Origin of the sequence: Pseudomonas sp. MSSRFD41 (genome assembly GCF_014230245.1) — a bacterium.
Lineage (GTDB): Bacteria > Pseudomonadota > Gammaproteobacteria > Pseudomonadales > Pseudomonadaceae > Aquipseudomonas > Aquipseudomonas piscis.
The window spans coordinates 558,714-576,737 of the sequence record NZ_JACKZK010000002.1; the positions used below are offsets into that span (position 1 = coordinate 558,714).

The window sequence follows — 18,024 nt, forward strand, 5'->3', positions numbered from 1 at the left end:
AGGCCCTGCGGGCCTTGCGGCAGCGGCTACAGAAGTCGAGCATCCAGGCGTGGCGCACCTTGCGTGCGCCGGGTATCTGGTGTCCTGCACATGACCGCCAGCCTTGTTCAAAGGCGGCGGCCATGGGGTACAAGTCAGACGCGGAAGTGGCTGACCATCATTTGCAGTTGGCCGCCCAGGCGGGCCAGCTCGACGCTGGAGGCAGCGGTTTCCTCGCTGGCGGCGGCGGTCTGTTCCGACACATCGCGCACGTTGATGATGCTGCGGCTGATCTCCTCGGCCACGGCGCTCTGTTCTTCGGCCGCGGCGGCGATCTGCTGGTTCATCGACTGGATGTTGGACACCGTGCGGGTGATGTTCTCCAGGGAAGCACCGGCCTTGCGCGTCAGGTCGACACTGCTGTCGGTCAGCACGCGGCTGTTGTGCATCACGGTCGCCACTTGCTGGGTGCCGTTCTGCAGGCCGGCCACCAGCTCCTCGATTTCTTCGGTGGACTTCTGGGTACGCTGGGCCAGGGCCCGGACCTCGTCGGCCACCACCGCGAAACCACGACCGGCCTCACCGGCGCGGGCGGCTTCGATGGCGGCGTTCAGGGCCAGCAGGTTGGTCTGTTCGGCCACGGCCTTGATCACGTCCATGACGCTGCCGATCTTGTCGCTTTCCTGTTGCAGCATGCTCATGGCGTCGGTGGAACGCACCACTTCGCTGGCCAGGCGCTCGATCTGCTCGATGGCCTGGGCCACCACCTTGTCGCCTTCGCGGGCTTCGCCGTCGGCGGCGGCAGCGGCCTGGGAGGCTTCCTCGGCGTTGCGCGCGACTTCCTGCACGGTGGCGGTCATCTCGTGCATGGCGGTGGCCACCTGGTCGGTCTCGACTTTCTGGCTGTTGACCCCGGCGCTGGTTTCCTCGGTCACCGCCGACAGTTCCTCGGCGGCGCTGGCGATCTGGGTCACGCCGTCGCGAATACCACCGATCAGCTCGCGCAGGGTCACGCCCATGCGGGCGATGCCTTGTTGCAGCACGCCCAGCTCGTCGCGGCGGGTAACGTGCAGGTCCTGGGTCAGGTCGCCGGAGGCAATGCGTTCGACCACCACCAGGGTCTCGCGCAGCGGGCGGGTGATCTGGCGGGTGATGATCACCGCGGCCAGTACGCCCACCAGCAGCGCCAGCAGGGTGCTGGTCAGTTGCAGGCTACGGGCCTGGGCGCTTTCGACATCGCGGCGATCCAGCTGGATCTGGTACAGGGCGTCGCTGCGCTCGACAATGTCGGCGCCTTGGTCGGTCATTTCCTTGCGCGCCTGCACGGCGTCGGAGAAGGCTGCCTTGAAGGTCTGCAGCGAGCTGCGGTAGTGGGTCAGGGCACTGGCCAGGCGCTGCAGGGCATCGCCCTGGGTGCGGCCGAAGTGCTTGTTCAACTGCTCAAGCTCAGTGATTGCGGCGTTAAGCTGGGCGACGGCCTTCTGTTCGGTCTCCGGGTTGCTGGTGGTGACGTAGCCACGCACCTCATAGCGGGCCAGCTGGAAGGCTTCCTTGGCCTCGGTGATGGCCTGGAACTGCTCGAAACGCTCGTCGCTCAGGGACATCTGCTTGACCCGCTCGTTGATCCCGTTGATCAAGTCGTTGGCGTCGTCGGCATTCTGGTTCATGGCTTGGCGCGCGGCGTTGCCGGTGCGGTAGGCGTTGCGCATCTTGTTCAGCGAGTCCTGATAGGCGGCGATGGTCGCGCCCAGGCCTTGCAGCAGCTTGATGTTTTCCGGGCTCTGGAACGACGTCAGGAGCTTCTTCTGCTGGGCGCTGAAGTCGTCCAGGGTGGCCTGGACACTCTGCGCGGCGGTCTCGTCGCCGTTGGTCAGCATGTATTGCAAGCGGGTGACCCGCAGCTTGGTCAGGCCGATGTTCAACTGGGTGATGTCGCTCATCCAGTTACTGCGGTCGATCATGCCGCCCAGGCTGGTCCAGCTGGTCAGTGCAAGAACGGTGGTCAGGGCCAGGACCAGGCCGAAGCCCAGGCCCAACTTAAGGTTGACGCTGATGTTGGCGAACCAGCTATTCATTGAATTCCTCCAGGAACGTAGTGCTTCTTGATCTCAGTTGGCCGGAAGATTGTTGTTCTTGGTGACCAGCAAGGTGTTTTGTAGGGGGTGTATCGGCGGGATGTGCCATAGCTGAAACGATTTCGTCGGCATTGCGCCAAGACAATGTTTCAGGGTTTGACGGCTATTTTGCGGGATGAACCCGCTGGGCGTTGAGCTTTTTTTCACATCGATTTCACCCTCGCCCCACGGGCGCCACCCTAGAGTCTGGCCGGTCGCTGCCCTCGTGCATGCGGCGAAGCTCGTCTGCCATCAGGCCCGCCTGGCTCGGCACGAGCTGCTCGATACCCGGATCATTTCTCTAAAGGGCGGCTGGAACGTGACCACAAGACTGGTATTGGCACAGGCCAAGGGCCCATTCCCGGGGCGTACCCTGGCCCGTTACAAACGGCGTCTGGCCTGGTTGCTGGGCCTGGGCCTGACCCTGCTGCTGGGCCTGTACCTGCTCCAGCCGGCGGCGGTTCCCGACTTGGCCCATGGCAATGCGAGCGGACTCGAGGCGTTGGCCAGCGGTTGGGCCAAGGGCGACATGATCGTCCTGGTGCGCCATGTGGAGCGCTGCGATCGTTCCAATGCCGCTTGCCTGGGCCCGGCCGATGGCATCACCGACCGTGCCCGGGCAGTGGCGGTGGCACTCGGCGCCCGGTTCGAGCAACTGGGCCTGGCCCGGACCGATATCTACAACAGCCCCCTGACCCGTACCGCGCAGACTGCCAGCTACATGTTCAGCAAGGTCAGCAGCGGCGATAACTGGCTTTTCAACTGCAAGGGCAGCATGTTGCGCGATGCCCTGGCGCATAAGGTTGCCGGACACAACCTGGTGCTGGTGACTCACAGTGAGTGCATGGCGCAACTGGAACGTGACTTGAAGCTGGCGACACCGACCCTGGGCTACGGCGCAGCCCTGTTCGTCTCCACCGACACCCTGGACGGCACACCGAAGATGCTCGGGTCGATCGAGGCCAGCGACTGGCGCTCGGTGAACCTCAAGCCCTGAGGTCACCGAGTGGGCGTGGCTCTGGCGATTCGCGTCCAGGCTCTTCATGGAAGGACGGTGCCCTGGCCTGCCGGGCGCCTCATCGGCACAGGCCAGAGGGGCTCGATCAGCGGGAAGTGCTGGCCTCCAGGCGCCGGATATTGCCGATTTGCCTCAGGCTCAGGCCGTACTTGTCCGCCAGGACGCTACGCGAAATCCCGCCCAAGCTTTCCAGCTGGATGTTCTGGTTGCGGATCTGCCGGCAGAAGTGGTCGGCCTTGGGAATCTCCAGGGCCAGGCCGGCGAAGCGCTCGATCAAGGCATCGAGGGCATCGGCCGGGAGGATCTGGGCCAGGGTGGTGCGTTGGGCATGCTTGGGGATGTATTTAGGACGGCCGCCGTATTCACAGGTCAGGCGATAGGCGTTCTCCAGTCCGATGCAGTCGATAAGGGCCTGGAGCGAATGGGGAAGTTGGCGAACATCGATAAGGCTGAGGTCTTTCACGTCCATTTGGTACCTCCTTGGAATTATAGATAAAGCCGGTTCGATGCTAAGGAGAGGTCCATTCATGTTTGCAGTAGGAAATCTCTCCCTTATTTCGGGGAACTATTACATCCAGGTGTTGTATCGGTCCCACGCTGCTGCGCTGGATTGCGTCCGATGAACTGAAGAGGTGCGCGCCAGGTGTCGCCAACTCCTGCGACCGCCACGGGGGTTAGCTATGGCGGTGGGGAATGATGGAAGGAGACATTTCCTGGATGGGTACAGTGATGGCTATTTGCCAAGTTGCCGAGTAGAGTGCCGCCGCCCGGGAAATGATTCCCCGGCGTTTTTCCCCATGGAGTCGTGTCTTGAAGTACATCAATAAAGTCGTTGCCACTGCCTGTCTAGGCCTGGTTCTTGCCGGCTGCACCGGCACCCCGATGAAAACCCAGCAACTGGACAGCAGCCAGTACACGGTCATCGGTCACAGTGAAGCGACTGCTACCGGGATCATGCTGTTCGGGTTCATCCCGATCCAGCAGAACAGCCGTTTCGTGCGCGCCCAGAATGCTGCGATCAAGGCCAAGGGCGGCGATGCGCTGATCAATACCCAAGTCCAGGAAACCTGGTTTTGGGCCTGGGTGCTCAACGGCTACACCACCAAGGTGTCCGGTGACGTGGTCAAGCTGAAGAATCCGCAGTAATCCTGCGCTTGCCGGGTGCGACCTACTCGGCCCGACAAGCTCGACGGCACCCCGGTGGGTGCCGTTTTTCCTTGTGTCAGTTGGCGGGCGCCAGGTTGACGAAGTAATAGGCCTGGCGTCCCACCATCAACGTCTTTTGTATCTGCAGTGGTGGCTTGGGGGCCTCGGCACCACCGAGCACCGCCATGTGGCGGGGCGACTCGGCGAGAAATGCCATGAGTTGCGGCTCGGTCTGCAGGTCCCCGAGCAGGCGCTGGGTGTAGAACACGCTGGCCCCGGCGATGCGTTCGTTGGCCTGGTACAGCGCCAATGGGTGGCCGTCGGCCTCGAGCGCCATGATCTGGTCGGTTACCGGCACGAACGACAGTTCACGGTCCAGGCGTGGTGCAAACCACTGGGCGTTCGCCAGGTAGGCGGCCACCACCAGGCTCATCAGCCCCACGACCAGGCCCTTGCGTCGGCGTCCCACCGCGCTCCAGAACCCACTGCCCGCGGCACGCCGGGCGAGGCGCTGGTACAGCACCGCCCCGTACTCGGCCGCCAGCACCGCCGCCGCCGGGGTCAGCGACATCAGGTACACGGTGCGCTTGCTCGACGCCAGGCACAGCAGGGCGAACTGCGCCAGCAGCCAGAGCACGAAGAACAGCAGGTAGCGGTTGTTCGCCAGTTCCTTGCGCCAGTGCCACAGGCCCAGGTAGAGCAGGAGGTTCCAGGGCAGGAAGGCCTGGGGCAGCTTGGCCAGGTAGTAATAAAAGGGCTCGTAGTGGCCGGCCTCGACGAAGGAGCCACCGAAGCGTCCGACGCTGTTGGTCCACAGCACCTCCGCCAGGGCGGCCGGGCCACCGCGCTGGTACAGCAGCGCCAGCCAGATCGCCAGGGGCACCAGGCCCAGCAGGGTCAGCAATGCAGGGCGCAGCCAATGGCCCAGGGCCAGGCGCCTGGCTAGCAGGCTGTCCACTAGCAGGTAGGCGAAGATCACCACCCCCGGCATGGCCAGGCCCAGCACCCCCTTGCTCAGGGTAGCGATGGCGATCCCGGCGGCGAATGCCAGCCAGGCCAGGGGGGCTGGTTGTCGTGCTTGCTGGCGCCGGTGGGCCTGGAAAAACGCCAGCAGGGCCAGGGTCACGCCCAGGCTCAGCAGTGCATCCTCGCCCACGCCGCGCACGTTGCTCCAGTAGCTGGCCATGGTCGCCAGCATCAGCCCGGCCATCAGCGCCACCCCGGCGGGACGCCCGAAACGCCGCAACAGGCCATACAGCAGCATCACGCTGAACAGCCCGGCAAAGGCCGAGGCCAGGCGTACCGCCAGGGGCGTGCCGCCAAAGGCGCGGATGGCGCCGGCATCGAGCCACAGGCTCAGCGGCGGTTTCTCCAAAAATGGTGTGCCGAACAGGCGCGGGGTGACCCAGTCGTCATCCAGGTGCATCTGCATGGCGATCCCGGCGACCCGGGCTTCGGTGGAGCCCTGCAACTCATGGTTGCCCAGGGCGAAGAAGAACAGCAGGCAGGCCAGCAGGAACAACAATGGGGCAGGTCGTGACATGGGGAACGTCCGGGAGGCAGGCGAGGGCTGCGGGCAAGCGCCGGAGTATACGCAGGCGAGTCTTAACGAATTGTGAATAAGTAGGAGGTTTTGCCGCCGGCATCCCACTGGGCAGGTGCGTCGGTTCAGTCGGGCGTCTGCGTCCAGGATGCTCACTGCCATGGCCGGCAGGGGGGCCGAGGTGGTAGGCCACCAGGTGCAGGTCGCTCTGGTCTGTGCCATTGCTTGTACGCACCTGTTTCTGGAGCGCGGCATAGGCCGGGGGGACGAAAAGCTGGCCGCAAGCGACGCCCATCGGTGGATCGCTCGATTCGAGCGCCGACCAGCCCAACAGGGTCGATCCCTGGAAAATGCCGAATCTTGAGGGATGGGAAAGGCGAGAGCACATGCAGGTTCCAGTGTTCAGGCGCTCGCGGCCTGTTGCAGACGGGCTATGCGTCCCTGGCCCCAGGCGGACAGCGCCTCGATTACCGGCTGCAGCGAGCGACCTTCTTCGCTCAGGCGATATTCCACCCGCGGCGGGACTTCGGCGTACACCGTGCGCAGCACCAGGCCGGCGGCTTCCAGGTCGCGCAGCTGTTTGGTCAGCAGGCGCTGGGAAATCCCGGGCAGGCGACGTTGCAGTTCATTGAAGCGCAGGTAGTCATTGTTGAGCAGTTGGTGCAGGACCACGCCTTTCCAGCGTCCATCGATCAGGTCCAGGGTGACCTCGACCGGGCATCCGGGAATGTCCTGGTAGTGCTTGTTCTTCATTGCCTGACGACCCTTTTGCGTAGCTGGTACGCAAAAGTACCGTACTTGTGCCGATGGGGCATGAAGGATTTAAGTGTGCGCTTTCAGTCTTCGGGAAAGCCTTGCAATGCACGTCATCCACTATCTTCCAGGGTCGGATCTGACCGATCCCCAGGCCCTTTTCGAGCAGCAACGACCAGTACCGTCGCCCGCCCCTCATGACTTGCTGGTGGAGGTGCGCGCGGTATCGGTCAACCCGCTGGATACCAAGGTCCGGGCGGGGCTGGTGGCGGTGCCCGATAGCGTGCGGGTCCTGGGTTGGGATGCCAGTGGGGTGGTGCGTGCAGTGGGCCGTGCTGTGACCCTGTTCGCACCGGGCGACACGGTGTTCTATGCCGGGACTTTCACTCGCGATGGCGCCAATGCCCAGTTGCACCGGGTCGACGAGCGCCTGGTGGGGCACAAGCCCAAGAGCCTGTCCTTCGCCCAGGCGGCGGCGATGCCACTGACTTCGCTGACGGCCTGGCAGTTGTTGTTCGAGCGCTTGGCCCGGGTGCCCGGCGATCTGGCCAGCCAGGGGACCTTGCTGATCCTCGGCGGGGCTGGTGGCGTGGGGTCGATGCTGATCCAGCTGGCGCGCAAGTTGACCGGCATGACGGTGATCGCCACTGCTTCGCGGCCCTCCAGCCGCCAGTGGTGCCTGGAGTTGGGAGCCCAGCATGTGCTGGATCATTCCCGCCCGCTGGTGCCGCAGCTGGCGCAGTTGCAACTGCCGGGCGTGACCCATATCGCGGCCCTGGCCCACACCGCAGAGCACTTCGCCGAGCTGGTGGAGATCATCGAGCCCCATGGGCATATCGCGCTGATCGACGATCATCAGTCTTTCGATGCCGTACCGCTCAAGAGCAAGAGCGTGTCCTTGCATTGGGAGATGGTCTTCACCCGGGCGCTGTTCCAGACCCCGGACATGCACGAGCAACATCGCATCCTGGAACGTGTGGCGCAGCTGCTGGACCAGGGCGTTATCCGCTGCACCCTGCGGGAGGTCCTGAGCCCTTTTACCGTGGATAACCTGCTCTTGGCCCATGGGCAGGTGGAGCTGGGCGGCCAGCCCGGCAAGGTGGTGGTGGCCCATGATCCCGATGCCGGTATCGGTCACTGACCGGTCAGCGCAGGTGACGCCCGCTACGCCACCAGAATATCAACCCCAGGAATGCCCCCGAAGTGCTGAACAGCGGCGCCATGGACGAGCAGTTTTCCAGCAGGCTGGGCACTGGCGGATCTTCGGGCGGGTCGATATAGGAGTCGGGCATCAGGGTCATCACCACGGGAATGGTCGGCAAGGCAAAGACCGCACCACAGAACAGATAGATCAGCACGTTGCGCCAGGCAAAACGATGGGCCAGCCAGAAGAACAGGACGCAGGGCAGGGCTGTGAGAATAGCGATCACCAGGCCGCTGGCCACCAGGGTCAGCAGGCCCATGAACAGCACTTGGACAATCTCGGTCCAGCGCACGGTACCGGCGCCGGCCAGCATCATCAGCATGAGCCCTGCCGACAGGACCAGGGCCAGGGCGGTGACGCCGATGAAGTAGGCGGCGAACCAGTCTTCAGGTTGCACGGTACGTTGGGTTGGGGGTGTCGAGGGCATGGAAACATCGCTTGAGCAGGTAGGTGGGCTGGCCAAGGTCATGGCCCGTGTCTTTTCGCCAGCAAGCCGGTCCCTGGGAATGGCGTCAGCGCAGGTGACGTCCGCTGCGCCACCAGAAGATGCCCCCCAGAAAGGCTCCCGAAGCGCTGAACAGCAGCGCTTCAGGCAGATAGCGGAGCACGCCGGGGGCGTTGGATGAAAGGTTGAAGGAACCGAAAAGCAAGGTCATTACCACCGCAATGGTGGGCAGGGCGGCCAGGGCGCCGCACAGCAAGTAGATCGGCAGGCGGTGCCAGGCAAACCGCTGGGCCAGCCAAAAGAACAGGGCACTGGGCAGTGCGGCGCTGATTCCGATCACCACCGTGCTCAGCAGCAGCCCCGTCACGTAGAACGATATCGAACTGCCCAGGTCGCTCCACGGATCCCGTCTGGAGACCTGCACTATCAGGCAGAGCGTGAGCGTCAGCACCAGGGCCAGCGCCGCGACGCCGATGAAGTAGGTGGCGACCCATTCGCTGGGTCGTACGGTACGAACAGGGAGGGACGGCTGGGACATGGTAGGCGCTGCCTGCAGGTTGAGGATGACCGACCCAGGCTATCGGCAAGTGCGCGGGTGGACTGTGGAGTTTGCGTGGTTTTTTTGTGAGGGAGGCTCACGAGCGGATGACACCGGGGGAGCAAATCACTTATACAAGCAGGGCTGTGAACCCTGTTGGTGTCAGTCACCCAAAAGGAGATGGAAATGAACAAGTTCCTCAACGTAACCGAGTTGCCTCGTACCCCTGTGCATTGCCATGCCGGCTCCGTCAGCGGAGCGATCAATGCCTGGGAGCTGAAAAATCGGGCTCTCAATACGAAGGGGTTTGTTTCATGTCCAAAGAATTACTCGGAGTTTCTGCTGTAGGGCTGATGGTGCTGGGCGAGTTCTGCGCCATCTACAGTGAAGTGGTGGTGGCGCGGCTGGCCCATGCCGGCGACACGGGGAGCAGCGGGCTCCTGGTGCCAGTGCTGATCATGTGCCTGGGCGGCCTGTGCCTGCTGGCGGCCTACTGGCTGGGGTACATGGCGGTAGGGGATATCTGGATCGTCACCGTGGTCTCGGTGACTTCGCTGCTGCTCCTGGAACCGCTGGTGATCTGGGCGCTGTTCCAGCAGATGCCCGGGCGCGGCGCGCTGATCGGCTTCTGCCTGGGCGCGCTGGGCATGTTGTCCGCCGTGTTCCTGTAGCGCGGATCTCGCAGGCCGGGCCTGGCCGTTCAACTGCCGGGCCTGCGGCCTTTCAGGCCCGGTCCCGGGCGAAGTAGCGACTGGGCGCCTGCCCCAATATCCTGCGAAACACCCCGGTGAAGGCGCTCGGGCTGCTATAGCCCAGGTCCATGGCCACCCGGGTCACGGGTTCGCCATTGCCCAGGCGTACCACGGCGGCCAAGAGGCAGGCTTGCTGGCGCCACTCCACGAAACTGATGCCGGTGTGCTGGCGGAACAGGCGGGTGAAGGTGCGGCGGCTCATGCCGGCCCGTTGGGCCATTTCATCCACTGGCCATTGCAGCGACGGCTGTTCCAGCAGGCTGCGGCAAGCCTTCATCAGGCGCGGTTCGGCGGGGAGCGGGGCATTGAGCGACAGCGGCGCCATCGCCGCGATCTCGTGCAGCAACAGGCCCATCAACTGGCCGTGGGCCCCCTCGGTGGCGTAGTGCGCGGGAACGTCCACGGCACGTAGCAGCAACTGGCGCAGCAGCTCGGAAACCTCCAGCACCTGGCAATGCCCCGGCAGGCCCAGGCGTTGCGCCGCCTGCGGGTGGACATAGGTGTTGAGCATCAGTACCGAGCCGCTCATGTGCATGGCGTGGGGCACTTCGGCGGGAACCCAGATTGCCCGGCGTGGCGGCACCACCCAGTTGCCCTGGTCGGTGAATACGCTGATCACCCCGCAAGCGGCGTAGGCGAACTGCCCGCGCCGATGTTGGTGCTCGGCGAAGTGCTGTCCGTCCTGGTAGTCGATGGCGGTGACCAGCGCATCCCGTGGGGAATCCTGGTACGGGTCGAGGGTGATGGGTGGCATGGCCCGAATTTACTGGTATCTGACCTGATACTGCAAGCGGGCCAGCAGGTCGAGCGGCGATAGTGGCGACCCGGTCGGGGACTGGCCCACGACCGCTTTCCACGGATCGTGCGACATGCAGAACAAACACTGGCTCCTGGCCTTGCTGGTGACGGCCTTGTGGGGCCTGAACTTTCCCATCACCAAGCTCGGACTGGCGAGCATCGACCCATTGCTGCTCACGGCCCTGCGTTTCACCCTGGCGGCGTTGCCCTGGGTGTTCCTGGTGCCACGGCCGCAGGTGGCCATGGGTTGGCTGGTGGCCTATGGGTTGATCTTCGGCGTGGCCATGTGGGCCTTGATCAACCTGGGGATCGACCAGGGCGTCGCCCCTGGCACCGCGTCGTTGCTGATCCAGTTCAGCGCGTTCTTTTCCCTGGGCTGGGGAGCCTTGTTGTTCGGTGAGCGCTTGCGCCCGGCACAGTGGCTGGCCATGGCGATCGCCCTTTGGGGCCTGTTGCGGATCATCGGTTCCAGCCCCGGGCAGGCCACCAGCCAGGGCTATGGTTTGCTGTTGGCCAGCGCTTTGAGCTGGAGCCTGGGCAACGTGATCATCAAGCGCTGCGGGGTGCGCGAGGTATTCGCCTTCGTGGTCTGGGCCAGTCTCTTCGCGCCGCTGCCGTTGCTGGCGCTGACCTGGCTGGCCCACGGCCCGGCGCCGTTCGTGCAAGTGCTTGGGCCGTTCCGCTGGGCCGCCGTGCTGTCGCTGTTGTTCCAGGTCTATGCCGCGACGCACTTCTGCTACTGGGGGTGGAACCTGCTGCTGCGCGAGTACCCGGTATCACGGGTGGCGCCCTTGTCGCTGCTGATTCCGCTGTTCGGTACCGCGGGCTCGATGTTGTTGCTGGGCCAAGGCATCAGCCTGGACGACGGGCTGTCCATGGCCCTGGTGCTGCTGGCGCTGGTGGTGGGCCAGGTGCGCTGGCGCCGGTTGGCGCTGGCCCGCTGAAGAAGCGCAGCGGTTTTCAAGGGTCGTTCAGGCACTGTTCAGTACCCGCTCCGGCAACATTGCCTGCTTTGCGCCGAGCCCTGGCAACGGCACTTTCTGGTGGAGCGAAGATGGTTCGAGAAAAGCGTTTCGGTGTCGAGTCCTGGGCGGTCTACCTGGTGGCGCTGGTGTTGTTCACCTGGGGCATCTGGGACGAGCAGCCCCAGGGCTTCGATGGGCGTTGGGCGTTTTTCCTGCAGGAGATGTTTCGCCACGGTGCCAGTTTGTTTCCCACCACCTATGGCCAGCCCTATCCGGATTACCCCGCAACCGCGACCTTTCTCAGCTACCTGTTCGCCCAGGCGTTCGGCGCCCCCAACCACCTGGCCAATATCCTGCCCACGGCCCTGGCCTCGGCCGGGGTGCTGGCCCTGTTGTATCGCCTGCTGGCGCCCCAGGGGCGAACCTGGGCCTTGCTCTCGGTACTGCTCACGGCGTTGACCAGCCAGTTGCTCGACAAGTCGCGCTCGGTTTGCCTGGACCAGATGATTTCCCTGTTGTGCCTGGGCGCCTTCTACCTGCTGCACACTGGCGAGCAGACGGGCTCGCGGTGGCGGCAACTGGCGGTGTTGCCGCTGCTGGTGCTGGCTTTCGCCATCCGCGGGCCCCTGGGGCTGGTGGAGGTGTGTGGCGTGATCTGCTTCTACTGGTTGCTGGGCGATGCTCGTACCCCAGAAGCGCGCAAGGCGATGTTCAGGCGTGTAGTGGGTTACGGCATCGCGGGGCTGGCGCTTCTGGCCGGCTGCTGGTGGCTGCTGATGAAGCTTGCCTATATCAGCGGCGGTGACGGTTTTGTCCGGCAGGTCTACGACATGCAGGTTCGCGGGCGCCTGGATGAAAGCGGCGAGCCGTTCTACTTCTACTTCCAGCTGGCCTTGTATCGCTATTTCCCGGTGATGCTGCTGGCCCTGGCGACCCTCTGGGGGCTCCGGCGCCAGTGGGCGCGACGGCATGTCGACGCGCAGTTGCAACTGGTACTGCGCCTGGGGGCTTGCGGCCTGATGGTCCTGGTCGGACTATCGCTGCCCCACTTCAAGCGCGCCTACTACATCCTGCCCATGGTGCCGATGTTCGCTGCCGTGGCGGCCCATGGCCTGCTCAACGCCAAGGGCGGGATGGCCCGCCTGGGCCAGGGCTACCAGTGGCTGGTGGCGTTGCTGCCGGGGCTGTGCATCCTGGTGCTGTTTGTCTTGCGCCACAGTTGGCACAAGCACGGCTACTGGCCGCCGGTGTCGATGCCGTTGCTGGTCGTCATCTTTGCCTTGCTGCAAGCGCTGGCGTTGTATCACTGGCGGCGCACCGTGGCAGACCAGGGACGCCGCCTGGTGGTGCTCAGTGGCCTGGCCCTGGCGGCGCAATGGTGGCTGCTGGTATCGGTGCTGGACCCGGCCAAGGACCGGCAATACGACACCCGGGGCTTCGTCTCCCAGGTCGAGCGCTTGCGTGCCGAACGCCCAGGGCCGTTGGTATTCTTCGACCTCGGCCAGGACACCGGGGCGGTGCGCTACATGATGAACCTGGACTACGACGAGCGTCCGCTGTTCGTCATGGGTGATGCTCCGGAACAGCTGGACCGGTTGCCCCACGGCTCCTGGGTGATAGTGACACGCAAGGAGCGCGAGAGGCTCCGGGGCACCTCGCTGGAACAGCTCCAGCCGGTGTACGAGGGGCGCCTGAACGACAATGCCAGCCTGGTGTTCCGGTTGCCCTAGCGCCTTGGCAGCCGGCGCTCCACAACGTAATTTGGCCCTTTGACCAGGGCCAGGCAGGGAGCGCTCATGCAGTGTCAGGTACGGGAAGCCGCAGCGGCCGATGCCCCGCGGATCAGCCAGGTGATCCTGGCGGCGCTGCTCACCAGCAATGCCCGGGATTATCCGGCAAGCGTGATCGAACGGGTCCGGCACGGTTTCACCGCCGCCGGGGTGCTGCAGCTGATGCAGCGCCGGCGGATGTTCGTCGCCTGGGTCGATGGCGTGCTGGTGGGCACCGCCAGCCTGGACGCCAATGTGGTGCGTACCCTGTTCGTCGAGCCCTCCTGGCATAAGCGCGGTGTCGGCCGGCAACTGATGACCGTCTTGCAGCAAGCGGCCAGGGAGGCCGGCGCGCAGTCGTTGATCGTCCCAGCCTCGATCACCGCCGAAGGTTTTTATGCGCGCCTGGGGTTTCGCACGGTGCGCGAGCAGTTCGACGGCGAGGAGCGGACCCTGGTCATGGAGCGCCCGCTTTGAGCAAGGGCGATAAAAAAACCGCGCCTTCCGGGGGAGGGCGCGGCCGGGTCGTACCCGGGTCAGTCGATCAGTGGATCGCCACCGGGTTGATGTTGACCTGGGTCGAGCCTTTGTACAGCGGTTGGCCGAGGACGAACATGAACTCCCAGGCCTGGTCCCGCACCAGGGCGCGGCTGTCGATCAGCTCCAGGTTGTAGATGCCGTTCTTGGCCAGCATGTACTGGTTGACCGGGAACTCCTGGCCATCTTTGGCCGGGTAGATTTCCGAGGCCCAGGTGTCGCCGCCGAAGGCCACGATCTGCTTGTCCACCAGCCACTTGGCGGCCTCCATGCCGATACCGGGCTCGACCGCGAGGAATTTCTGCTTGTCCTTGCCGATCAGCTCCAGCCAGCCGGTGTTGAACAGCACCACGTCACCCTTGCGGATGCTGACGCCTTGCCGGTCCAGGGCTTTCTGGATGTCGGCGACGGTGAATTCGGTCTTCTCCGGGACGATGGCCTTGCCGTAGACGGCGGTCATGTCCAGCACCACGCCCCGGGTCACGATCGGCGGCACTTTCTCGATACCGAGCTTCTTCACGCCTTCGACGCTGACGAAGTCCGCCGCGCGATTGCCGTTGTAGTAGACGTTGTCGATACCGATATGGCCGATCCCGTTGAGTTGGGTGCCGACCCCGGTCCAGCCCACCACCAGTTCATCGTTGAAGGTGAAGTGGTTGGGGCCCAGGGAGGTGCCGCCGGCTTCGCCGGGTTGCACGTTGGTCAGGTGGAAGCTGCGGTGGCGGAAGGCCGGCAGGTTCTTGTCGATGGGCACCGCCAGCGGGTAGGTCTTGCCGGTCTTGATCAGCTTCGCGGCATCGAGCACCGATTGGGCATCCAGCAGGTTGGCCGCGCCGATCTCGTCTTGCGCGCCGTATTTGGAGGGGTACCACTTCTGGGTATCGGCGGCATGGGCCGCACCGATGGCAAACAGCAGGGTGAAGGGCAGGATCAAGCGATTGAACATGGGAAAGTCCTTGGCAAGTTGCAGTGGGGCCAAGGTACGTGGCGCGGCCTGGGGGAAACAGGCAGGTATGCTCAATACAGTTGTTCGTAGAAGTCAGGAATAGCGGCTGGAATCCGTATCGCCGATGGTCAGGAGCCGCTTCTCCTGGGGCCTGGAATGCAACTGGTCTGAGTCGCTTTGATTTTTTTATAGGTAATGTATACGTTACTTTAATGTTTGACTGTTACGTATATAGAACATGGATCATGCGCTCATTGCATTGCGTCTAGGCGAGCAGATTCGCCAGCGCCGCCTGAACCGCGGGTTGACCCAGGCCAGCTTGGCGTCCTTGGCGGGCATTACCCGGCAGAAAGTCATAACCATCGAAAGGGGCGATTTGTCGGTGGGCATGATGGCTTACGCACGAGTACTGGCAGCCCTGGACTGTGAGTTCACGCTGATGCCTGCCGCCATGCCCACATTGGATGAGATCCAGGGAGTGTTCGAGTGAAGCCGGCCATGCTGCAAGTCGCAACGCCAGAGGGAGGGAGCGGAAAGGTCTTCAATACAGCCGGGGACTATCTGTTTCGCTACCACGAAGACGCTGTGGCCCAGGCCGCTATCAGTCTGTTGATGCCTGTGCGCCTGGAGGAATACCGCTACCGCGAACTGCACCCGATTTTCCAGATGAACCTGCCGGAAGGTTATGTGCTGGAGCAGTTGCGCAACCGTCTGGCCAAATTGGTGAGCATCGATCCCATGTTGCTGTTGGCCCTGTCTGGCAGCAGTTCTCCCATCGGCCGGGTAATGGTGCATTCCCCTGAAATCGATACGCTCTTGCAACGCCAGCAGTTTGCCGGAGAACGGCTTGAGGAAATCCTGGCCTGGGACGGCGCCGAGGATATTTTCGCTGGCCTGGTGGATCGCTACATCCTGCGCGCCGGTATCTCGGGCGTTCAGCCCAAGGTGCTGGTGCCTGAGCAGCAGGACGCCATGTCACCGCGTTTTACCTCGAAGACTTCCGACTTGATCATCAAGAGTGGCCGGGATGAGTTTCCAGGGCTGGCGATCAACGAATTTCTTTGCATGTCCATGGCCCGGGAGGCGGGGATTGCGGTTCCGGAGTTCTATCTATCCGCCAACGGCAAATTGTTCGTCATGCGTCGCTTCGATCGGGACGAGCGGCTCGATCCACTGGGGTTCGAGGACATGGCTGCGCTGATGGGGCTGGGCACCGAACAGAAGTACAGCAAGAGTTATTCGGCGATTGCCAAGGCAGTCCGCCTGTTCTGTGCGCCCGAGCAGGTGCGGGCCTCGCTGGCCCAGTTGTTTGCCATGGTAAGCCTGAGTTGCATCGTGGGTAATGGCGATGCCCACCTGAAGAATTTCGGCCTGTTGTACTCCGACCCTACCCAGCGCAACGCACGGCTTGCGCCGGCCTACGACATCGTCAATACCACGGCGTATATTCCGGAAGATGTCCTGGCACTGGATCTGCTTGGCAACAAGTCTCTGTTCTCTTCGCGCCAAGGCTTGCTGGAATTTGCCAGGGTCTGTGATGTAGCGCGGCCCGAAGAGGTCATTCGCGAGCAACTACAAGTTGTGGAGCGGGTGTTGGCCCGTTCGCCAGAATGGGTTGAACAAGCGCCCCAGGTCGTCGCCGCAATCAGGCAGTGTGCCGAGCCGTTCATGAGAACCTTCGGCTAGCTCCAGGCACACGCTGGCAGCCCCGATAGCCAGTGAGCTGCCAGAAATTCAAGCTTCCCCCCGCAACGCCTCCACATCGATCTTCTCGTCGCCGATCCAGCGCCGGGCGCCGCAGCCGTTGCGCGAGTAGATGTCCCCCGGGTTGTTCATCTTGCAGTGGTCCATGGACATGCAGCCGCAGCCGATGCACTCCTCCAGGCTCATGTTCAGCCGTTCCAGCTCGGCGATGCGTTGTTGCACCCGGGCTTTCCAGGTGGCGGACAGGCGTTGCCAGTCTTCGCCCATGGGGGCGTGGTTGTTGGGCAGGCCGTCGAGTTGCTCGCTGATTTCCTCCAGGGAGAAGCCCACCCGCTGGGCGAACACTATGTAGGCCACACGCCGCAGCACCGAGCGTGGATAGCGCCGGTGGCCGCTGCCGGAGCGGGCTGAATTGATCAGCCCGCGAGACTCGTAGAAACGCAGCGCCGAGGCGTTGACCCCGCTGCGTCGGGCGATTTCGGTGATGGTCAGGTGGGGATCGCCTTGGGAATACATGCTCGCTCCTGGGAGGGCTTTACTTAAAGTTGACTTTAACTTGTACCGTGCCGGCAGCAAAAAAACCAATGTTCGATTGTCGGGGAGTGCATGTTCGTGAATTCAGCCCAGCGAGTTCTCTACCGGGCCCGTGGTGTATCGCGAGGTGTGGCGTTGTACGGCGTGGTCCTGGCCTTGGCGGCCTGTGGTGAAAGCAAGGCGCCCCCGGCGGCGCAGGCTCCGGAGGTGGAGGTCAGTACCCTGGCCTTGCGCACTATCCGCGAGTGGGACCAGTTCAACGGGCGCATCAGTGCGGTGGACACCGTCGACCTGCGGCCACGGGTCAGCGGTTATGTCGACCGCGTGGCGTTTCGCGATGGTGAACAGGTGCGCCAGGGCCAGGTGCTGTTCGAGATCGATCCGCGGCCTTACCGCGAGGCCCTGGCCAGCGCCGAGGCGCGCCTGCAGCAGGCCCAGGCTTCGCTGCGTCTGGCCAGGGCCCAGGACCAGCGCGGCCAGGCGCTGGTTCGCCAGGCGGCGATTTCCCGCGAGGAGGGCGATATCCGCAGCGCCTCCCTGGGCCAGGGCCAGGCCCAGGTCAATGCGGCCATCGCCGATGTCGCCATGGCCCGGCTCAACCTGGGGTTCACCCAGGTGCGGGCGCCGTTCGCCGGGCGTGCCGGGCGGGCGCAGATCACCGCCGGCAACCTGGCCCAGGCCGACCAGACGGTGCTGACCACGGTGGTGTCCCAGGACCCGATATACGTCTACTTCGATGCCGACGAGCACAGCTTCCTGCGCTACAGCGACCAGGCCGGGGCGGGGGCGCGCCCGGGGCTGGCCCATCAGGTGCGGGTCGGCCTGGCCAGCCAGCGCGACAGTTTTCCCTTCAGTGGCCAGGTGGACTTCCTGGATAACCGGGTGGATGCCACCACCGGCACCATCCGCGCCCGGGCGGTGCTACCCAACCCCGAGGGCAAGCTGACCCCCGGGCTGTATGCGCGGGTGCGCCTGGAGGGCGCCGGGGAAACCCAGGCGCTGCTGGTGGACGATCGCGCGATCCTCACTGACCAGAACCGCAAGTACGTGTATGTGCGGGGGCCGGAGGACAAGGCCGTGCGCAAGGACGTGACCCTCGGGCGCTTGCTCGATGGCTTGCGGGTGATCGAGTCGGGCCTGGCCGCAGGTGACCAGGTGGTGGTCAGCGGCGCGCAGAAAATCTTCTACCCCGGCATGCCGATCCGCCCCAAGGAGGTGGCGCCGCCCGTCGCGAAACCGTCGTTGAGCCCAGATGCCCCGGCGTTGTCGGCCCACTGAC

20 protein-coding genes and 1 pseudogene are annotated in these 18,024 nt (G+C 64.1%); 11 read left to right on the top strand and 10 right to left on the bottom strand.

Annotation, left to right across the window (positions count from 1 at the left end; genetic code table 11):
- Nucleotides 1-134 precede the first annotated feature (134 nt).
- Both H7A76_RS32745 and H7A76_RS32750 read right to left on the bottom strand, forming a co-directional pair.
- The gene (locus H7A76_RS32745; protein WP_409519181.1) at nucleotides 135-998 is read right to left on the bottom strand and encodes a methyl-accepting chemotaxis protein; all 864 of its coding nucleotides are present in this window, start codon (nucleotides 996-998) and stop codon (nucleotides 135-137) included.
- Nucleotides 993-2,054: pseudogene (locus H7A76_RS32750) on the bottom strand (methyl-accepting chemotaxis protein); the annotation flags it as partial. The gene H7A76_RS32745 and the pseudogene H7A76_RS32750, both read right to left, overlap by 6 nt.
- 358 nt (nucleotides 2,055-2,412) lie before the next feature.
- Here H7A76_RS32750 and H7A76_RS06170 point away from each other — a divergent pair.
- Nucleotides 2,413-3,090, top strand: coding sequence for a histidine phosphatase family protein (locus H7A76_RS06170; RefSeq protein WP_409298362.1), 678 nt, complete (start codon nucleotides 2,413-2,415; stop codon nucleotides 3,088-3,090).
- A 106-nt stretch (nucleotides 3,091-3,196) separates the two neighbouring features.
- Here the strand turns inward: H7A76_RS06170 and H7A76_RS06175 are convergent, their stop codons facing one another.
- A complete protein-coding gene (locus H7A76_RS06175; RefSeq protein ID WP_185697683.1) occupies nucleotides 3,197-3,580 on the bottom strand; it encodes a transcriptional regulator in 384 nt (127 codons plus the stop codon).
- A 305-nt stretch (nucleotides 3,581-3,885) separates the two neighbouring features.
- Here H7A76_RS06175 and H7A76_RS06180 point away from each other — a divergent pair, with 305 nt between their 5' ends.
- Nucleotides 3,886-4,257 carry a hypothetical protein gene (locus tag H7A76_RS06180; RefSeq protein WP_409519176.1) on the top strand — a complete coding sequence of 124 codons (372 nt, stop codon included), beginning with the start codon at nucleotides 3,886-3,888 and terminating at the stop codon, nucleotides 4,255-4,257.
- A 76-nt stretch (nucleotides 4,258-4,333) separates the two neighbouring features.
- On the opposite strand, the gene H7A76_RS06185 is transcribed toward H7A76_RS06180, so the two are convergent.
- The gene (locus H7A76_RS06185) at nucleotides 4,334-5,800 is read right to left on the bottom strand and encodes an ArnT family glycosyltransferase (protein WP_185697685.1); all 1,467 of its coding nucleotides are present in this window, start codon (nucleotides 5,798-5,800) and stop codon (nucleotides 4,334-4,336) included.
- A gap of 402 nt (nucleotides 5,801-6,202) precedes the next feature.
- Entirely contained in the window at nucleotides 6,203-6,553 is a 351-nt protein-coding gene (locus H7A76_RS06190; RefSeq protein WP_185697686.1) for a winged helix-turn-helix transcriptional regulator, read from the bottom strand.
- 106 nt (nucleotides 6,554-6,659) lie between these two features.
- Here H7A76_RS06190 and H7A76_RS06195 point away from each other — a divergent pair, with 106 nt between their 5' ends.
- Nucleotides 6,660-7,694: a zinc-binding alcohol dehydrogenase family protein gene (locus tag H7A76_RS06195; protein WP_185697687.1), complete on the top strand. Its 1,035-nt coding sequence runs from the start codon at nucleotides 6,660-6,662 to the stop codon at nucleotides 7,692-7,694.
- 4 nt (nucleotides 7,695-7,698) lie between these two features.
- Here the strand turns inward: H7A76_RS06195 and H7A76_RS06200 are convergent, their stop codons facing one another.
- Both H7A76_RS06200 and H7A76_RS06205 read right to left on the bottom strand, forming a co-directional pair.
- The gene (locus H7A76_RS06200; RefSeq protein WP_185697688.1) at nucleotides 7,699-8,184 is read right to left on the bottom strand and encodes a hypothetical protein; all 486 of its coding nucleotides are present in this window, start codon (nucleotides 8,182-8,184) and stop codon (nucleotides 7,699-7,701) included.
- An 85-nt stretch (nucleotides 8,185-8,269) separates the two neighbouring features.
- Nucleotides 8,270-8,740, bottom strand: a complete 471-nt coding sequence (locus tag H7A76_RS06205) for a hypothetical protein (protein ID WP_185697689.1) — start codon at nucleotides 8,738-8,740, stop codon at nucleotides 8,270-8,272.
- A 186-nt stretch (nucleotides 8,741-8,926) separates the two neighbouring features.
- Between H7A76_RS06205 and H7A76_RS06210 the strand changes: the two genes are divergently transcribed.
- Together H7A76_RS06210 and H7A76_RS06215 are read left to right on the top strand one after the other, a co-directional pair.
- Nucleotides 8,927-9,088, top strand: a complete 162-nt coding sequence (locus H7A76_RS06210) for a hypothetical protein (protein WP_185697690.1) — start codon at nucleotides 8,927-8,929, stop codon at nucleotides 9,086-9,088.
- A 5-nt stretch (nucleotides 9,089-9,093) separates the two neighbouring features.
- Complete coding sequence (locus H7A76_RS06215; protein ID WP_185697799.1) at nucleotides 9,094-9,411, top strand: hypothetical protein; 318 nt, start codon at nucleotides 9,094-9,096, stop codon at nucleotides 9,409-9,411.
- 52 nt (nucleotides 9,412-9,463) lie between these two features.
- Here the strand turns inward: H7A76_RS06215 and H7A76_RS06220 are convergent, their stop codons facing one another.
- On the bottom strand, nucleotides 9,464-10,246 hold the full coding sequence (locus tag H7A76_RS06220; protein ID WP_185697691.1) for a helix-turn-helix transcriptional regulator: 783 nt from the start codon (nucleotides 10,244-10,246) through the stop codon (nucleotides 9,464-9,466).
- 115 nt (nucleotides 10,247-10,361) lie between these two features.
- Here H7A76_RS06220 and H7A76_RS06225 point away from each other — a divergent pair, with 115 nt between their 5' ends.
- The 3 genes from H7A76_RS06225 to H7A76_RS06235 all read left to right on the top strand — a co-directional run bounded on the left by H7A76_RS06225 (nucleotide 10,362) and on the right by H7A76_RS06235 (nucleotide 13,501).
- Entirely contained in the window at nucleotides 10,362-11,234 is an 873-nt protein-coding gene (locus H7A76_RS06225) for an EamA family transporter (protein WP_185697692.1), read from the top strand.
- A gap of 110 nt (nucleotides 11,235-11,344) precedes the next feature.
- Nucleotides 11,345-12,985 (top strand): glycosyltransferase family 39 protein, encoded by a 1,641-nt coding sequence (locus H7A76_RS06230; RefSeq protein WP_185697693.1) that lies wholly within the window; start codon nucleotides 11,345-11,347, stop codon nucleotides 12,983-12,985.
- Between the two features lie 66 nt (nucleotides 12,986-13,051).
- On the top strand, nucleotides 13,052-13,501 hold the full coding sequence (locus H7A76_RS06235) for a GNAT family N-acetyltransferase (RefSeq protein ID WP_185697694.1): 450 nt from the start codon (nucleotides 13,052-13,054) through the stop codon (nucleotides 13,499-13,501).
- A gap of 67 nt (nucleotides 13,502-13,568) precedes the next feature.
- Here H7A76_RS06235 and H7A76_RS06240 read toward each other — a convergent pair whose 3' ends face one another.
- A complete protein-coding gene (locus tag H7A76_RS06240; protein WP_185697695.1) occupies nucleotides 13,569-14,507 on the bottom strand; it encodes a cyclase family protein in 939 nt (312 codons plus the stop codon).
- Nucleotides 14,508-14,745: 238 nt separating this feature from the next.
- Between H7A76_RS06240 and H7A76_RS06245 the strand changes: the two genes are divergently transcribed.
- Entirely contained in the window at nucleotides 14,746-14,997 is a 252-nt protein-coding gene (locus H7A76_RS06245; protein ID WP_185697696.1) for a helix-turn-helix transcriptional regulator, read from the top strand.
- Between the two features lie 8 nt (nucleotides 14,998-15,005).
- A complete protein-coding gene (locus H7A76_RS06250) occupies nucleotides 15,006-16,193 on the top strand; it encodes a type II toxin-antitoxin system HipA family toxin (protein WP_185697800.1) in 1,188 nt (395 codons plus the stop codon).
- Nucleotides 16,194-16,241: 48 nt separating this feature from the next.
- Here H7A76_RS06250 and soxR read toward each other — a convergent pair whose 3' ends face one another.
- Complete coding sequence (gene soxR / locus H7A76_RS06255; RefSeq protein ID WP_185697697.1) at nucleotides 16,242-16,727, bottom strand: redox-sensitive transcriptional activator SoxR; 486 nt, start codon at nucleotides 16,725-16,727, stop codon at nucleotides 16,242-16,244.
- Between the two features lie 90 nt (nucleotides 16,728-16,817).
- Here soxR and H7A76_RS06260 point away from each other — a divergent pair, with 90 nt between their 5' ends.
- Entirely contained in the window at nucleotides 16,818-18,023 is a 1,206-nt protein-coding gene (locus H7A76_RS06260; protein WP_185697698.1) for an efflux RND transporter periplasmic adaptor subunit, read from the top strand.
- Nucleotide 18,024 lies beyond the last annotated feature (1 nt).

Coding starts and splice junctions, on each gene's coding strand:
- H7A76_RS06230 (WP_185697693.1), top strand. CDS start 11,345: ATGGTTCGAGAAAAGCGTTTCGGTGTCGAGTCCTGGGCGGTCTACCTG.
- H7A76_RS06235 (WP_185697694.1), top strand. CDS start 13,052: ATGCAGTGTCAGGTACGGGAAGCCGCAGCGGCCGATGCCCCGCGGATC.
- H7A76_RS06185 (WP_185697685.1), bottom strand. CDS start 5,800: ATGTCACGACCTGCCCCATTGTTGTTCCTGCTGGCCTGCCTGCTGTTC.
- H7A76_RS06220 (WP_185697691.1), bottom strand. CDS start 10,246: ATGCCACCCATCACCCTCGACCCGTACCAGGATTCCCCACGGGATGCG.
- H7A76_RS06240 (WP_185697695.1), bottom strand. CDS start 14,507: ATGTTCAATCGCTTGATCCTGCCCTTCACCCTGCTGTTTGCCATCGGT.
- H7A76_RS06210 (WP_185697690.1), top strand. CDS start 8,927: ATGAACAAGTTCCTCAACGTAACCGAGTTGCCTCGTACCCCTGTGCAT.
- H7A76_RS06200 (WP_185697688.1), bottom strand. CDS start 8,184: ATGCCCTCGACACCCCCAACCCAACGTACCGTGCAACCTGAAGACTGG.
- H7A76_RS32745 (WP_409519181.1), bottom strand. CDS start 998: ATGGGCGTGACCCTGCGCGAGCTGATCGGTGGTATTCGCGACGGCGTG.
- H7A76_RS06245 (WP_185697696.1), top strand. CDS start 14,746: ATGGATCATGCGCTCATTGCATTGCGTCTAGGCGAGCAGATTCGCCAG.
- H7A76_RS06190 (WP_185697686.1), bottom strand. CDS start 6,553: ATGAAGAACAAGCACTACCAGGACATTCCCGGATGCCCGGTCGAGGTC.
- H7A76_RS06225 (WP_185697692.1), top strand. CDS start 10,362: ATGCAGAACAAACACTGGCTCCTGGCCTTGCTGGTGACGGCCTTGTGG.
- soxR (WP_185697697.1), bottom strand. CDS start 16,727: ATGTATTCCCAAGGCGATCCCCACCTGACCATCACCGAAATCGCCCGA.
- H7A76_RS06215 (WP_185697799.1), top strand. CDS start 9,094: ATGGTGCTGGGCGAGTTCTGCGCCATCTACAGTGAAGTGGTGGTGGCG.
- H7A76_RS06205 (WP_185697689.1), bottom strand. CDS start 8,740: ATGTCCCAGCCGTCCCTCCCTGTTCGTACCGTACGACCCAGCGAATGG.
- H7A76_RS06175 (WP_185697683.1), bottom strand. CDS start 3,580: ATGGACGTGAAAGACCTCAGCCTTATCGATGTTCGCCAACTTCCCCAT.
- H7A76_RS06180 (WP_409519176.1), top strand. CDS start 3,886: ATGATTCCCCGGCGTTTTTCCCCATGGAGTCGTGTCTTGAAGTACATC.
- H7A76_RS06260 (WP_185697698.1), top strand. CDS start 16,818: ATGTTCGTGAATTCAGCCCAGCGAGTTCTCTACCGGGCCCGTGGTGTA.
- H7A76_RS06250 (WP_185697800.1), top strand. CDS start 15,006: ATGCTGCAAGTCGCAACGCCAGAGGGAGGGAGCGGAAAGGTCTTCAAT.
- H7A76_RS06195 (WP_185697687.1), top strand. CDS start 6,660: ATGCACGTCATCCACTATCTTCCAGGGTCGGATCTGACCGATCCCCAG.